Source organism: Acinetobacter sp. A1-4-2, assembly GCF_040233925.1.
Lineage (GTDB): Bacteria > Pseudomonadota > Gammaproteobacteria > Pseudomonadales > Moraxellaceae > Acinetobacter.
Map to the genome: position 1 here is coordinate 1,816,311 of NZ_CP157981.1, position 16,413 is coordinate 1,832,723.

Here is a 16,413-nt window from a genome sequence, read left to right on the forward strand (position 1 = left end):
GAGCTCTCTTAAAATGATGTTTTTATTATATTTTAGAATAGGCTAAAACTTACATGGCCTTCGTCAAAAACTTTTTTATTGGCATTATTTTCCTTCGAAAGACGAATTTGTTGATCTTCTCCATTTATAAGTTCACGATCATCTTGTAAGTCTAAAAGCGCTCGCAAACGCTCCACATAGCTTGCAAGCTCTGGATCCTTTGTCTCAAGTGCAAGTGTGACCACATGATGTGCATAGGAACGATCCTGCATTAAATACATGACATCAATAACCCGGCTATTCACTTTCCTTAAGCGTGCATATAGTAATGTCGCGACTGAAAAAATATCATCCTTTTTTGCTGTAATATTCACACTTTACCCTCAATAAAATCCATTCATTAAACTTTAAAACTTACTTTTAAGCGCAATGTAATTTTACATATTGCCTGAATTTTCAATTGGCTTTTTATTCCAACATTTAGAGCTTTTTATAATTAATACACTGACCTAAGTCACTTGAAGTTTTCAAAATATAAAAAGTTTTCAGCACTAAAATAAGTTAAACTTATACAAGTTTTTATTTTATTTTTTCGGTCTCTCTATTTTATGAATACCTCTTCACGTTTAAGCAATTACTGGGTCACCTGTGCAGATGGTCTTGAAACCTTACTCCGCGAGGAAATTGAAGGTTTAGGTGTTCAAAATATTGAACAGTTACCGGGTCGTTTGATTTTCAAAGGCACACTGGCAGATGCATACCGTATTTGCATGTGGTCTCGTTTGGCTTCACGTGTGTTAACCCCTATTCATGTTCATGAACTTGAATTTACCCATGACGCACGTGATGTTGCAGAAGAGCTCTATGAAGGTGCAATCAACTTTGACTGGTCACTCATTTTCGCACCACAAAGTACATTTGCCATTCGTTTACATGTAGAACGTGAAATCAAGGTCAATACACAATTCGCAACTTTACGGGTAAAAGATGGTGTGGTGGATTCCTTTATGGAAGCTGTGGGTAAACGCCCAAGTATCGACATCAAACAGCCAGAAATTACCCTCTATGTACTTGCTGGTAAAACTGCGCATACCTATTGTCTGGATTTATCTGGCGATTCTTTACATAAACGTGGCTATCGTCATTACATGACCGATGCGCCGATTAAAGAAAACCTCGCGGCAGCCATTCTGCAAAAGGCCCAATTAAAAAAACGTAATCCCGATATTATTCTGGACCCGATGTGTGGTTCAGGGACATTTATCATTGAATCATTGATGATGCTGACTGACAGTGCTCCGGGCTTGGTACGTCGCTTTGGCTTTAATGGCTGGAATGGTCACGACCATGAACTGTGGATGTCAATTAAGGCAGAAGCCGCAGAACGCCATCAAACAGCATTGCAACAGCCTTTACCACAGTTTTATGCCTATGATGCAGACTGGGAAGCAGTCAAAGCCACCAAGCAAAACATCATTGCAGCCGGTTTTGAAAAGCTGCTTGACCATATCAAAATTGAAGAGCGCACATTGGCAGATTGGCCAGACTTTAAAGCCGAAGGTAAAACCTCATTTATTGTCACCAACCCACCTTATGGTGAACGTTTAGGGAATAAAGCCTCTAACCGTGCGTTATATTTAGGTTTATCTGCGCTGCTACAAAAGAATTTCCCGAACCAGTATGCTGCGGTGATTGCTGCACAGGTTGAACAAGCCGACGTGCTGGCATTCAATGAACCACAAATTCTGCGTTTGATGAATGGTAAACTGCCGATTTATGTGCGTTTCGGCATCATTAAGCCTGCACCGATATCAGAACCGTTCTTAGCACACTGGCAGCCCCAGCAGTTCGAGCCGATTGAAGGCGCTCAGGACTTTACCAACCGTCTGCAAAAAAACATGCAGAATCTAAAAAAATGGGCGGTCAAAGAAAATATCTTCTGTTTGCGTTTATATGATGCCGATTTGCCTGACTTTAATGTTGCGGTAGATTTATATGGTGACCGTTTACATGTGCAAGAATATGCACCACCAAAAACCATCGATCCGGAAAAAGCCAAAAAACGCTTTAACCTTGCCTTACAAGCCATTCGTGCAGTGACTGGTTTAGGGCGAGATGCCATTTTCATTAAAACCCGTGCACGTCAGGAAGGTAAAAACCAGTATACTAAACAGAGTACTGCTTCTAAACGTTTTATCGTACAGGAAGGCAAAGCCAAAATTTTAGTCAACCTGACTGATTATCTGGATACCGGCCTGTTCTTGGATCATCGTCAAATGCGCTTGCGTATTGCAGCAGAAGCAAAAGGCAAGCATTTCCTCAACCTGTATAGTTACACCTCAACTGCCAGCCTGCATGCTGCTTTAGGGGGCGCTGCCAGTACCACCAGTGTCGATTTATCCAACACTTACCTGAACTGGTCGAAAGAAAACTTTGTCTTGAACGGTTTAACCGTAGATCATGCCGATGAACAACACCAGTTCTTTGCCAGTGACTGTTTTGAATGGCTAAAAGAAGGTCATGAGCAATATGAGCTGATCTTTATCGATCCGCCAACCTTCTCGAATTCGAAAAAGTTTCATGGCACCTTCGATGTACAACGTGACCATTTATCGCTGATTAAACGTGCCATGAACCGCCTGACTACAGAAGGAACTTTATACTTTTCGAATAACTATCGTGGTTTTGAGATGGATGAAGAAATTCTGGCATTCTTTGATGTTCAGGAAATTACCAATGAAACCATTGGACCAGACTTTAAACGTAATACCAAAATCCACCGTGCATGGAAAATTCAACATCCACAAAATGGCTAATATATTTTAGATACTGCACTAACTAAAAAGGCTGCCTATCTGGCAGCCTTTGTTTTTACATATGTTAATTTAAAAATTTCTTTTCACCGTATTTATATTCAATACCGATTTTTAAGATATCACCTTCCCGTTTCGCTTGCAGCGTCTGCTGCATACCATCCAGCATTTGCTCAAGTTCCTGGTCAGATAAGGTTTTACCGCCCTGTTGCAGATAGTTTTTCATGATGGTTTTCATGATCTGTTTATCATATTCAAGATTGGCCTGATATTCGACCAGACTCGGTGCCATTTTAACCAAACTTTCAAAAGAGGATTGATGCCCCGGCATCACCTTTCCTGTCAGGCTAGCTTTGGCATAGCCTTCACCCACCTTAATTTGATTATTCTGCGATTCAAAAGCAAAACCGTCATTCACAATGGCCAGGAAACTGCTCACCATATCCTGATTGAGTTCTTCTTTTGCTACACATGCTGCACTATTTTTTTCCAATAAATCAAAAAAATTCTGCACTTTTTGTCGATTAAGATCAGTCAGCTTAAAATTCATTTCAAAATCATAAAAACTAGGGGTTTTATACATGGTCATTTCATCAATTTTGACCTGAGTATCAAAAGCAACCTGGGTTTTATCGAGCTGAGTATTTACCCGCAAAGCAAAGCCTTTTAATTCACCACTGCCAAACTGCTGTACATTTCGGTCCGTACGCTGAATTGAAGCAATATTTAAGCGAGCTTCCCCCTCCTTTAAGACCGTGTTTAAACCCTGATTGCTTTCAAACTCTAAATCGCGCATCTGCATCTGGCCCAATTTATCATTCACCGTCATATTCGGAATTTGAAATTTTACATTCAACACATCGAATTGATCATCTTTTGATTTGGCAAGCATTGTAAAAGTCATGGGATCAATGCGGGTTTGTATATCTGCATCATTTTTCTCATACACCGGAGTGACGAGTGAAGTGTGCATTCTTCCCAACCAATCAATTTTTGTTTGAACTATTAACGGTTGCTTAAGTAAACGTTGAAAGGTTGCATCACCTTGTTTTAGGGAAATTTTTGATTGAATCTGATAGCCATTCCAGCTGCGCTTGATTTTATCTTGACCGCTAATCATCAGAATATCTTTAGGCTTACAGGGATCAAGAGTAAATTCCGCCGTCCAGTCGGCAGAACCCTGCATCGCGCCCATATTAAAATTTTTATACTGAATCGACATGAAATTTGATTTTTGAGACTGCTGATAATAGGAAGTTAAACTTTTGTCTGCATATAAATTCCCTCCTATGACCGCTGTTGCCAATACCACAATGCTTCCCAGACCCCAAGTTAATTTTGACATAGTATCTGCTCTAGATTTATATGTTTTTATTAAATAATAAGTATAAGTAAATTTTTTAATAAAAGATAATTATTTTTAATAATTAATAACTTATACACATAAAAAACCAAAAAAACTTTAAAAATTATGTCAATTTTTTACCTAAAATTTCACTTTTTCGACTGAAATTGTCAGGCATAAAAAAACCTGGCTGAAGCCAGGTTTTTTCTATTTACAGCACATTAACTTAATTTCATTTTTTCAAATTCAAGATGACCATTTTTCCCTTTTACGAAAATGGTATCTCCTGGCAGAAAATCACCACTCAGGATTTTTTGCGCCAATGTATTTTCTACTTGTTGCTGGATAGCACGCTTCAATGGACGAGCACCATACACAGGGTCAAAACCGGCATCAATCAACTGATCAAATGCAGTGTCATCCACTGAAAGACGCATGTCTTTTTCGCTTAAACGTGCACGCAAACGGTCCAGCTGAATATCGGCAATACCACGAATTTGCGCTTTTTTCAGTGAATGGAACACGACCAGCTCATCAATACGGTTAATAAATTCCGGACGGAAGTGTTGAGATACAGCCGCCATCACCACTGCACGAACTTCATCATCGGTTGCACTGTCACCAAGTTCGCGTACATCTTGTGAACCCAGGTTTGAAGTCAACACAATTACCGTATTTTTAAAGTCCACCACACGACCTTGCGAGTCAGTTAAGCGGCCATCATCCAGTACTTGCAGCAAAATATTAAATACGTCTGGATGTGCTTTCTCCACTTCATCAAACAACACTACGCTATAAGGTTTACGGCGTACTGCTTCAGTCAAGATACCGCCCTCTTCATAACCTACATATCCCGGAGGCGCACCCACCAAACGGCTGACCGAATGTTTTTCCATGAACTCGCTCATATCGATACGCACCATGGCATCATCACTGTCAAATAGGAAGTTGGCCAAAGCTTTGGTCAATTCGGTTTTACCCACCCCGGTTGGTCCGAGGAACAGGAATGAACCACTAGGACGGTTCGGATCAGACAAGCCTGCACGTGAGCGACGTACTGCATTAGAGACTGCCACTACGGCTTCATCTTGCCCAACCACACGGTTATGCAGAAATTCTTCCATATGCAGCAATTTTTCACGTTCACCTTGCAGCATTTTCGCAACAGGAATACCGGTTGCAGCACTGACCACTTCGGCAATTTCATTTTCCGTAACTTTGGTACGGATCAGTTTCGGTTCCTCACCGTTTTCTTCAGCGACTTCTTCAGCAGCAAGACGTTTTTGTAATTCAGGAATAACCCCGTATTGCAAACGGCTGGCTTCTGCCAAGTCACCTTCACGCTGGGCTTTTTCAAATGCGGTACGCGCTTTATCGAGTTCAACTTGCGCTTGGCTGGTGCCTTCAACCAGTCGTTTTTCAGCAATCCACTGTTCTTCCAGATCGCTGTATTCACGCTGTACTTCTTCGATCTGTTTTTCCAGATGGCTGACTTCTGCCTTGCTTACCGAATCTGCATCCTGTTTCACCGCTTCCAGCTGCATTTTCAACTGAATTAGGCGACGGTCCAAACGATCGAGTGGCTCAGGTTTGGAGTCAATTTCCATTTTAATCCGCGAAGCTGCTTCATCAATCAGGTCAATGGCTTTATCGGGCAATTGACGGTCAGTGATATAGCGGTGCGACATTTTCGCTGCGGCAATAATTGCTGAATCAAGAATCTGTACCCCGTGATGGGTCGCATATTTCTCTTTTAAGCCACGCAGAATTGCAATAGTATCTTCAACGCTTGGTTCATCGACCAATACTTTCTGGAAACGGCGTTCCAAGGCAGCATCTTTTTCAATGAACTGGCGGTATTCATCTAATGTGGTTGCACCAACACAGCGCAGCTCACCACGAGCCAATGCAGGTTTAAGCATATTGCCTGCATCCATGGCACCTTCGCCCTTACCTGCGCCCACCAGGGTATGTAATTCATCAATGAAGAGGATGATTTCGCCTTCATGTTTGGCCAAATCTTTCAGAACTGCTTTTAATCGCTCTTCAAACTCACCGCGATATTTTGCACCAGCCAGCAATGAACCCAAGTCCAAAGATAAAACGCGTTTACCTTTCAGGCCTTCCGGAACTTCACCGTTGACAATACGTTGTGCCAAGCCTTCGACAATTGCCGTTTTACCCACTCCAGGCTCGCCAATCAGTACCGGATTATTTTTGGTACGGCGTGACAAGACCTGAATGGTACGTCTGATTTCTTCATCACGACCAATCACAGGGTCAAGTTTGCCGGACATGGCACGTTCAGTTAAGTCTATGGTGTATTTATTGAGTGAATCACGTTGATCTTCATGGGTGTTACTCATGACTTTTTCGTCACCTCGAATTTTTTCAATCGCTTTGCGTAAGCTTTCAGTAGTTACGCCGACATTATTTAATAAAGTTTTGGTTGCACCGGTTTCCGCTAAAGCGAGTAGCACCCAGTCGGTAGATAAAAACTCATCCCCGGCTTTTTGGGCATAGCTGTCCGCCAGATTTAAAGCCCGTACCGCTTCAGGATTTAAGTTGATGTCCCCAGTTGGATTAGCGATGGTCGGCGCATCTTGAAGCGCTTGCTGCACTTTGGTTTGCAGATCACGTAGATTTGCTCCGGCTTGCTGAAACAGGCTGATATTGGCAGGCTCTTCCAGTAACACAGATAAAATGTGAATACCTGAGATGGCAGTATGGTCTTTACCCATGGCCAGAGACTGAGCATCTGATAAGGCTTGCTGCAAGCGATTTGTAAATTTTTCAAAACGCATTCTTATTTTTCCTCACAACAAATTTTGTACTTGGATAATAGATGGGAATGGCTTGATATTTTTCAATAACATTTTTAAAAAATATTTTTAATTTTCAACAACTAAACCAAATTAATATAAAGCTTGGATGTTAGTTATAATATGGGTGTTTAAGCTAATTTTTTCAAGCGTATTGTAATCATTTATGTATGAAATTCTCTTCCCTAGGCATTTTGTATCTTTTAATAAGGAATGGAATCATCAAAGCTTTTAAAAACTATTGTGATTATGAATACATCAATCAGCTTGATGAATATTCTAGAAATGCATATTTAGAAGACAGGATTCATCAAAAGTATAATGGGTTACTGTTGAATCCCTCTTAGAGTGAAATTCGTTTTTACTTTAATACGTTTTTAATTGTGATGCAGAATAAAAATGGCAATCCAAAAATGGATTGCCATCTGGATTTCATTATTCAACTTCAATAATTTCAAAATCGTGGCTAATTTCCACCCCACCATCCGATAACATTTTACTTGCAGAACAGTATTTTTCAGCTGAAAGTTCAACTGCTTTAGCGACCTGTTTTTCTTTGACTGCTTTACCCGTTACCACAAAATGTAAATGGATTTTGGTAAACACTGCTGGGATGCTATCCGCACGTTCAGCTTTGAGCTGACATACAACATCCGTCACATCTTGGCGAGATTTCTTTAAAATAGTCACAATATCAAAGGAAGCACACCCACCAAGTCCCATTAATATCAACTCCATAGGACGTGGCCCACGGTTTTGACCACCATATGCCTCGGCCCCATCCATTACAATTTGGTGACCACTTTCCGATTTTGCTTCAAAAGCAACATTCTCTAGCCAATGAACGCTTGTTTGCATTGCAACTACCTGAAAAAAACTATAAATTTACGACGTACCTGTACACTAACATAAATTGAGTTGATAAGGAATTTCAGCTCTTCTGTGTGACAAGTTCACTTTAGGTCTTGTGCGATCTATTAATTATCCATATTCGGAACCGTTAGCATGACTTCAAACTTTTCACAACTTAGCACTGATGCGCTGTCTCCTGGTCAACTCCCTGAGTCAGTAAAAGCATTATTAAAACGTGCATATATAAATCGTTATCCAAAACGCACTGCAATTGTAGATGCAGGCTCAGAATCAAAATCGCTTTATTTGATTTTAAAAGGTTCGGTATCCATTATTTTACGTGAAGATGATGATCGTGAAATTGTGGTTGCCTATTTGAATGCTGGAGACTTTTTTGGGGAAATGGGTCTTTTTGAAGCAAATCCACAACGTACTGCAGAAGTTCGTACACGCGACGTATGTGAAATTGCCGAAATCACCTATGAAAACTTCCACGAATTAAGCAAACAGTATCCAGACCTGAGCTATGCCGTATTTGCCCAGCTTGTACGTCGCTTAAAAAATACCACTCGTAAAGTCACTGACCTGGCATTTATTGATGTATCTGGCCGTATTGCACGCTGCCTGATTGACCTGTCTTCTCAACCAGAAGCCATGATTTTACCGAATGGACGTCAAATCCGTATTACCCGTCAGGAAATTGGCCGTATTGTTGGTTGTTCCCGTGAAATGGTCGGTCGTGTCCTCAAAACACTGGAAGAACAAGGCATGATCCAGACTGATGGTAAAGCCATCCTGATTTATGATGGTTCTGCTGAAGATAGCAATGCAGCTTTAGAAGACGAGGATGATGAAGAATAAGTTTTCTTCCATTCACCATAAAAGCAAATCCTAAGATTTGCTTTTTTTATGTCCGTAATTTGCAACCTGTTCTTTTTAAATTTTTATGACAACTTTAAAACAATTCATGATTTACCCCTGATGCAAAAATCAGTTAGCCTAATGCACAATGTTAAACTTGATAAAAATTAAGGGATCAACCTCTATGCAACTCAAACCTTTAGCCAATACAGGGATTCTTGTTCCTGAAATTTGTTTAGGCACCATGACCTTTGGTGAACAAAATACCCAGGCAGAGGCCTTTCAACAGCTTGAATATGCATTGGATCAGGGGTTATTTTTTTGGGATACCGCAGAAATGTATCCCGTCCCGCCAAAACCGGAGACTCAAGGAGCAACTGAAACCATCCTGGGCAACTGGATTGCACAACGTGGTCAGCGCGATCAGTTGTTTATTGCTTCAAAAATTGCCGGCCCTTCACAAGGCGGCAGCCATATCCGTGATGGCCAAACGCGCTTTACTGCAGCTGAGATTAGCTCGGCAATCGATGGCTCCTTAAAACGCCTGCAAAGCGATTATATTGACCTGTATCAATTGCATTGGCCACAACGCCCAACCAATTTCTTCGGAAAATTGGGTTATGGCAATACAGAAGCGTACAATCAACAGCAAGTCACCGCCTTAGAAGAAACCTTAAGCGCCTTAAGTGATGAAATTAAAAAAGGCCGTATCCGTTATATTGGACTGTCCAATGAAACCCCATGGGGAACATTGAAGTTTTTACATCTGGCTGAAAAATTAGGCCTGAAAAAATTTGTCAGCGTGCAAAATCCGTATAGCCTGTTGAACCGGACTTATGAAATTGGCATGTCTGAAATTGCCCATTATGAAAATGTCGGCTTACTTGCCTATTCACCTTTAGCTTTTGGTTACTTGACCGGTAAATTCCGCCATGGTGCTCGCCCAGCCAATGCACGGGTCAGCCTATTTTCCCGTTTTAGCCGCTATAGCAATCCTGAAAGTGAATGGGCAACCGAACAGTATGCTCAGCTTGCAGAGCGACATGGCTTAACCCTAACCCAACTGGCATTGGCATTTATTAAGCAGCAGTTCTTTGTAACCAGTACCATTATTGGCGCAACCAACCTGGATCAACTGAAAGAAAATATTCAGGCTTTTGACATTGATTTATCAGTCGAAGTTTTACAGGGTATTGAAGATATTCACCGCCAGCAGCCAAATCCAGCACCCTAATTTCATTTTAAGTACTGCTTAAAATGAAATTAGAAAAGTTAAAGCTTTATATTCGATCACTTCGAAATTATTGACACCATCTTCCCTTGCGCACTCAGAATATATTCTGAGGATGCTCATCCCCCATAGGAAGAGGGAGTAAAAGCAAAAAAGGATGCTATAGGCATCCTTTTTTATGAATAAAACAACAATTAGCGTCTGTTATAAATAGCTTGAGCTGCAGGCAAGTTTTTACGCATTGCTTCGATACGCTGACCATTTGAAGGGTGAGTCGACAGGAATGATGTACCACCTGCACCTTCCAACTTGTTCATTTTTTCCCAAAGGGTAATCGCGGCTTGCGGGTTATAACCGGCACGTGCCATTAGCATTAAACCACCTTGGTCTGCACGGCTTTCAAGACTACGTGAATATGGCAAGCCCACACCCACTTGTGTGCCTAACTGAGCTGCTGCTGCACCCAATTGACCGACATTATTGCCTGCATAGCCTAAACCAATGTTTAAAGCCAGGTCAGTTAAAGCTTGTGCACCAATTTTTTGTTTGGAATGTTCTTCCAGGGCATGCACCATTTCATGCCCCATCACAGCTGCAATTTCAGCATCGGTCAGATTAAGTTTATTCACAATACCAGTGTAAAACACCACTTTACCCCCTGGTGCCACATAAGCATTAATCTGGTCTGATTTCAGCACAGCCAATTGCCAGTCAAACTTTTGGCCTGTCTGGTTGATTTGATCACCATAAGGTTTTAGACGTAAAAATACCGAATTAATTCGCTTATAAGTGGTAGATGAAGTATCTAAGGTTTTATTGGCACTTGCTTCCTGAACAGTTTTATTAAAGCCCTGCGCAGCAGTAACATTTAATGTGGATGAATCTGCCCCAGCCATATCCGCTACAGTGGTACAACCTGAAATAGTAATTACACTCGCTGCACACAAACTTAAAATCAGCTTGCTGTTCATTATAATAATCTCCGCCTTAAAACTAGATATCTCTTTTCAGGAGATTATATGAAATAGTGAATAATCTTTAAATTGATATTCTCTTCACAATCATATCATTTATGTAAACAAGGTCATTTAAGAAATTGAAAACTAAGCCAATAAAGCAAACATAAAACATTTAGCCCCAAGTATATCTGGGAAAGGGGTTTAATTTTCTGTTCCAGTTGTTCATTTTTGCGCTTAAAAAATAAAAATGCATTTTGAATCAGAACAATGGGGACCAGAATACAGGCAATGATAACGCTTAATCCAATAAGTGCTGCATTAATAATTGCGGGATCTTGTGTTTGTGCCTGAATAACCAGCATGGCAATGGTCGGTGCCCCACCCATTGCGAAGAGTAATGAATAAAACATCGTCGCTGATATATTTTTATGCATCATGCACAACCTTGTATTTCTTTTATATTTAACATTCTAGCAAGCGCAAATAAATTAAACAGTATTCTCTGATGCAACTTTAGTCGGGCAAAACAGTCTGCATACTGGTCGTAGATATATTTTCCAAATGAAATGGACAAAAAAAGCCTCGCAAGTGCGAGGCTTTTTGTACATCTTAATTCTTGGCAGATTAAGCTTCGAATGGATGGCGAAGAATAATTGTTTCTTCACGGTCTGGACCAGTTGAAATGATGTCGATTGGACATTCAATCAATTGCTCAAGACGTTTAACATAGTTAAGTGCAGCTTCTGGTAACTGATCAATTGATTTAACACCAAAAGTAGACTCAGACCAGCCTGGCATAGTTTCATAGATTGGCTTTAAAGTTTCGAATGCAAGCGCATCAGAAGAACCTACGCAACCAGAATCAGCAGCTTCGTAACCGACACAGATTTTCACTTCTTCTAAACCATCAAGAACGTCAAGTTTAGTCAAGCAGATACCAGAAAGTGAGTTTACTTCTACTGAACGGCGAAGAATTTCAGCATCGAACCAACCACAACGACGTTGACGGCCAGTAGACGCACCAAATTCTGAACCTACAGTACCCAAGTGTTTACCAATTGCATCACCAACATCGTTCGCAGCATCGTAAACAAGCTCAGTTGGGAATGGACCAGCACCTACACGTGTTGTGTACGCTTTAGTGATACCCAATACATAGTCAAGGTGTAATGGACCAAGACCAGAACCAGAACTTACGCCACCAGCAGTTGTGTTTGAAGAAGTTACATACGGGTATGTACCATGGTCAACGTCAAGAAGTGAACCTTGCGCACCTTCAAACATGATGTTATCACCGTTTTTACGGTATTTATGAAGTTCACCTGTTACGTCCACAACTAATGGAGCAACAACTTCACGCCATTGGTCGCAAAGAGCAAGTACATCTTCAAGATTAACTGCTTCTACACCGTAGAATTGAGTTAATTGGAAGTTATGGTATTCAAGAAGCTCGGTAAGTTGAGCTTTAAGATGTTCACCACCACGTACCAGGTCAGCAACACGAATTGCACGACGTGCAACTTTATCTTCGTAAGCCGGACCAATACCACGGCCAGTTGTACCAATTTTTGCATTGCCACGTTTTTTCTCACGTGCTTGGTCAAGTGCAATGTGGTTTGGAAGGATTAACGGACAGTTTGGAGAAATACGTAAACGCTCACGTACTGGCACGCCTTCTTTTTCAAGAATATCCATCTCTTTAATAAGCGCTTCAGGTGAAAGAACCACACCGTTACCAATTAAGCACAGTACATTTTCACGTAAAATACCAGATGGAATGAGGTGTAATACAGTTTTCTTACCACCAACCACAAGAGTATGGCCTGCGTTGTGTCCGCCTTGATAACGAACGACCGCTGCCGCTTGATCTGTGAGCAGGTCAACGATTTTACCTTTACCTTCGTCGCCCCATTGGGTACCGAGTACCACAACATTCTTGCCCATAATAGCCTCATTGCATCATGCTGTTAAAATTGAAAACTTGAATCAGTGACTCAATACTGATTCAGGTCATTAAATCTGTTCAACTTTCCATTCCCCTGCTACATTCACCAATTGGTGAGTCGCAAACGGAATTGAGTTTAAATCGTCATTGCCTAATAACTGAATAACACTTAAGCCTTGTACACGCAGAGCAGCAATTGCATCAAGTAATGCTTTGTCTGTCCCTTTCGGTGCAACCACTTTTTGAACTTGCTTGAACTGACCTGCACTGAGTGCATATAAGTCACAAGAGAAGCCTGTTGCAGGACGCGCACGCCCGAAATGTTCACCAATACCGTCATAACGACCGCCTTGAGCCAGAGGTGCTGCACGGTTTGGTGCATAGACGGCATACATTAAACCGGTGTGGTAGTGATATGAACGAAGCTCTACAACATCAATACCAATATGCAAGCCTGGCCAACGTGCCTGAATTTCAGACCGTGTGGTTTTTACTGCGTCAAATGCCTGTTTGAATGCCGGGTCTGCAATAATTTCAGCACTCAGGTTGGCTTCTAAAGCATCTAAATCACTGGAATAACGACCCAGTGCATAAAAATCTGCACCAAATTTCAATTCTTGTGTAAATTCAGCAAGTTCAGGCAATGCTTTACGTTGATAAAGATCCGAAAGCTGACTTTCTTCCACCTTGCTTAAACCGGCGTGTTTAACCAGACTACGGAATAAGCCGACATGACCTAAATCAAGATGGATGCCATCTACAAAACTTGCTGTTTTTAATAAGTTGAGCATCACGTCAATCATTTCGACGTCAGCATCAATACTGTCTGAACCAAAAAGTTCCGCACCCAGTTGCAGCGGTGCACGCGTGGTATTAAAACCTTGAGGTTTGGTGTGTAAAACCGTGCCAGCGTAGCAATAGCGCGCTACGCCTTCGACCGGATGTACATGCGCATCGATACGGGCCACTTGCGGTGTCATATCGGCACGCACACCAAGTAAACGACCAGAGAGCTGGTCGATGACTTTAAAAGTGGCCAAGTCTAAATCTTGATTCGATTCTGAGAGAGAAGAAAGAGATTCGATGTATTCGATAAATGGCGTGTACACCAGCTGATAACCTCGAGATGCGAGGAAATCCAATGCTTCACGGCGCAAAGCTTCAATTACTTGCGCTTGTTCTGGTAATACATCAGCTACACCATCAGGTAATAACCATGTCTCTGAAATGGGCATGTTGTAAACCTAAATACTTGTCAGCGCGGAAGTAATCCGCATAAAAAAATCGGGAGCACACCCGATTTCTCCTAGTCTAGCACGATCACTTTAGCTGTGCACATGACTTTTTGCAGATTTGTTCGTTTTTTACCAACTAATTTATGCAGTTTAAAAAACTGAATCAGCTGAATCATTCACGATTGATCAGTACTCTCGCAAATTCAACCATTGTAAAATAAAAAATACTGGAATCCGCTAAAACAGCAAACGCCAATCCAGACTATTTGTACAAAGCCATTCTTCCAAAAAAACCAGTGACGAGTCAGGCCCTTTTTATAGCAACGTTTCCAAAGCTAGTTTAGTCGCATATTCTGAAAGATCGCTGCTCTACAGCTGCTTTAAGAATACGATAAGCTCACCTTAAAATTAGACTGAAGGCTTGTCTGTTGAGTGAACCGTTTTTGCCAGCAGTCCAACCAATTCAGCATTTTGCGATTCCACCTGGTTCAGTTTGGTCGTGGTTTTATCAATCACTTCTTGCTGAATATGCATTTTCTTCGCCAGATCCTGCATAATTTCCAGCGTTTTTTTAAGGTTTTCTTCCAGATGAACCACCTTTTTTTCCAATTGTTGATTCAATTGAATTTCACTGAGTGCAGCACCTTGGTTGGTAAATTGTGCCCAAATCAAAAAGATCACTGCTATGGCTAAAAGGAAAATAAATCCCCAGATAAATATAAACATAGGTACGCTGCTCGTGTTATTGATTGATGACTGATCTTTGCCATGAATCGATGGGATTAAATTTCAAAAGCTTATAATTTTCATATATTAATCGAAAAGTGATTATAAAATTAACCGTGCTTAGATTTATATTTATTATAAGCATCATTATAAGTCGACTTCGGGTCGATTCACTGCCACTGCTAAATCATCAAATAAAATGTAACTTCATGACAGCCTATTCATCCTACTGAAGCCAACATCTTTACTCAAGATTTAACCGACCACCCAAACAAATTAATAATAATTGAGCTACAGATCACACTTAATAAACCAAGCCCTGCGAAATCCGATCCCTTTCGGAAATCGCATCATCCAATAGCTTATCTCCCCCTCATCTTTTAAATAAGGTTCGCTATTTATGAGTAAAAGATTCACATAGGTCCAGCAAGCGATTTGCATAACCCCATTCATTATCATACCAGGCAAAAACTTTAGCCTGATGACCCACCACCATAGTTTGGCTCAAATCCACAATCAATGAATAAGGCGAATGGTTAAAGTCTGATGAAACCAGAGGTTCATCGGTAACATCCATAATTTCCGCATAATCCTGACGTGCCGATTTGATCAGGATTTCATTAATTTTATGTGCTGTGACATGCGACTGCGCAACAAAAGTAAGGTCAATCGCTGCCACATTAATGGTCGGTACGCGTATAGAATAACCATCTATCCGCTCTGCCATTTTCGGCATGACCCGTTTTAAGGCCCCCAGAGCCGAAGATGTGGTCGGAATAATATTGTGTCCTGAAGCACGGGCACGGCGCAAATCTCGATGAGCATGATCCAGCACCGACTGATCTGCCGTCACTGCATGAATTTCTGTCATCAGTGCGGTATCAATACCAAAAGCATCATCAATAATTTTAACTAAAGGAACCAAGGCTTGTGTGGTGCAGGATACACTGGAAATAATCCGGTCCGTGGCTTTGACTTCGTGATGGTTTACCCCATACACAATAGCGGCATCCACCGTGTCAAAGGGTGCAGCACCAATAATGACCCGCTGCGCTCCTGCACTAATATGCCCTGTGGCTGCTGCACGTGAACGGAATAACCCGGTACATTCCAGCACCACATCAATATTTAACTTATTCCAAGGCAAACTTTTAGGTTGTTGCTGGCTAAAAACCTGTACTTTTAATTGCGCCAGACCTGCAGAAATATGCAAAAAAATCTGTTCATCTTGTAAAAGTACGTCTACCTTGCCTTTAAAACGACCATGGGTGGTGTCATATTTAAACAAATGCACCAATGTTTCTACATCTGCAACATCGTTAATCGCCACGATATCAAAATGAAAATCCTTAGGATTTTCAAACCAAGCCCGTAATACATTGCGACCAATTCGCCCGAAACCATTAATGGCTACTCGTTGCATCAGATATCCTTAACTCTTGGGTAGATGTAAACACCGCTCTATGTTAATGGATTTTAACCAGATACCGATACCATTTCTGCTGCTGTATTTATAAAATATCTCGCAACAAAGGGTTCAGCCTGCTGCTTTTAAGCTTATTTTGTCGCAAATTTTATTCAGACCAGATTGCTTTAAAATATTTACTTCACTTTTCACTTACTTTATATCTTATGCATAAAGCAG

13 protein-coding genes are annotated in these 16,413 nt (G+C 41.1%); 3 read left to right on the forward strand and 10 right to left on the reverse strand.

From position 1 onward, the window contains the following. Positions 1–32 precede the first annotated feature (32 nt). Positions 33–353 (reverse strand): hypothetical protein, encoded by a 321-nt coding sequence (locus ABJ384_RS09010; RefSeq protein WP_166166664.1) that lies wholly within the window; start codon positions 351–353, stop codon positions 33–35. Positions 354–587: 234 nt separating this feature from the next. Between ABJ384_RS09010 and rlmKL the strand changes: the two genes are divergently transcribed. After that, positions 588–2,795 (forward strand): bifunctional 23S rRNA (guanine(2069)-N(7))-methyltransferase RlmK/23S rRNA (guanine(2445)-N(2))-methyltransferase RlmL, encoded by a 2,208-nt coding sequence (rlmKL, locus tag ABJ384_RS09015; RefSeq protein WP_349926870.1) that lies wholly within the window; start codon positions 588–590, stop codon positions 2,793–2,795. A gap of 64 nt (positions 2,796–2,859) precedes the next feature. On the opposite strand, the gene ABJ384_RS09020 is transcribed toward rlmKL, so the two are convergent. From ABJ384_RS09020 to ABJ384_RS09030, 3 genes are all read right to left on the reverse strand, one after another. Continuing rightward, positions 2,860–4,137 (reverse strand): hypothetical protein, encoded by a 1,278-nt coding sequence (locus tag ABJ384_RS09020; protein WP_349926872.1) that lies wholly within the window; start codon positions 4,135–4,137, stop codon positions 2,860–2,862. Positions 4,138–4,358: 221 nt separating this feature from the next. Next, entirely contained in the window at positions 4,359–6,941 is a 2,583-nt protein-coding gene (gene clpB, locus ABJ384_RS09025) for an ATP-dependent chaperone ClpB (RefSeq protein ID WP_349926874.1), read from the reverse strand. A gap of 453 nt (positions 6,942–7,394) precedes the next feature. Next, the gene (locus ABJ384_RS09030; RefSeq protein ID WP_166166676.1) at positions 7,395–7,817 is read right to left on the reverse strand and encodes an OsmC family protein; all 423 of its coding nucleotides are present in this window, start codon (positions 7,815–7,817) and stop codon (positions 7,395–7,397) included. A 147-nt stretch (positions 7,818–7,964) separates the two neighbouring features. Here ABJ384_RS09030 and crp point away from each other — a divergent pair, with 147 nt between their 5' ends. Further along, the gene (gene crp, locus ABJ384_RS09035) at positions 7,965–8,672 is read left to right on the forward strand and encodes a cAMP-activated global transcriptional regulator CRP (protein WP_349926875.1); all 708 of its coding nucleotides are present in this window, start codon (positions 7,965–7,967) and stop codon (positions 8,670–8,672) included. Between the two features lie 184 nt (positions 8,673–8,856). Further along, positions 8,857–9,906 (forward strand): NADP(H)-dependent aldo-keto reductase, encoded by a 1,050-nt coding sequence (locus ABJ384_RS09040; RefSeq protein ID WP_349926877.1) that lies wholly within the window; start codon positions 8,857–8,859, stop codon positions 9,904–9,906. Positions 9,907–10,097: 191 nt separating this feature from the next. Here the strand turns inward: ABJ384_RS09040 and ABJ384_RS09045 are convergent, their stop codons facing one another. The 6 genes from ABJ384_RS09045 to ABJ384_RS09070 all read right to left on the reverse strand — a co-directional run bounded on the left by ABJ384_RS09045 (position 10,098) and on the right by ABJ384_RS09070 (position 16,191). Further along, positions 10,098–10,874, reverse strand: coding sequence for a M48 family metallopeptidase (locus tag ABJ384_RS09045; RefSeq protein ID WP_166166685.1), 777 nt, complete (start codon positions 10,872–10,874; stop codon positions 10,098–10,100). A gap of 113 nt (positions 10,875–10,987) precedes the next feature. Further along, the gene (locus ABJ384_RS09050; protein WP_166166688.1) at positions 10,988–11,296 is read right to left on the reverse strand and encodes a hypothetical protein; all 309 of its coding nucleotides are present in this window, start codon (positions 11,294–11,296) and stop codon (positions 10,988–10,990) included. A 190-nt stretch (positions 11,297–11,486) separates the two neighbouring features. Further along, positions 11,487–12,806 (reverse strand): adenylosuccinate synthase, encoded by a 1,320-nt coding sequence (locus ABJ384_RS09055; protein WP_349926878.1) that lies wholly within the window; start codon positions 12,804–12,806, stop codon positions 11,487–11,489. 69 nt (positions 12,807–12,875) lie between these two features. Continuing rightward, positions 12,876–14,042: an ATP phosphoribosyltransferase regulatory subunit gene (locus ABJ384_RS09060; RefSeq protein ID WP_349926880.1), complete on the reverse strand. Its 1,167-nt coding sequence runs from the start codon at positions 14,040–14,042 to the stop codon at positions 12,876–12,878. A 408-nt stretch (positions 14,043–14,450) separates the two neighbouring features. After that, positions 14,451–14,768 (reverse strand): hypothetical protein, encoded by a 318-nt coding sequence (locus tag ABJ384_RS09065; RefSeq protein WP_349926883.1) that lies wholly within the window; start codon positions 14,766–14,768, stop codon positions 14,451–14,453. 394 nt (positions 14,769–15,162) lie between these two features. After that, the gene (locus ABJ384_RS09070; protein ID WP_349926885.1) at positions 15,163–16,191 is read right to left on the reverse strand and encodes a type I glyceraldehyde-3-phosphate dehydrogenase; all 1,029 of its coding nucleotides are present in this window, start codon (positions 16,189–16,191) and stop codon (positions 15,163–15,165) included. Between the last annotated feature and the right edge of the window lie 222 nt (positions 16,192–16,413).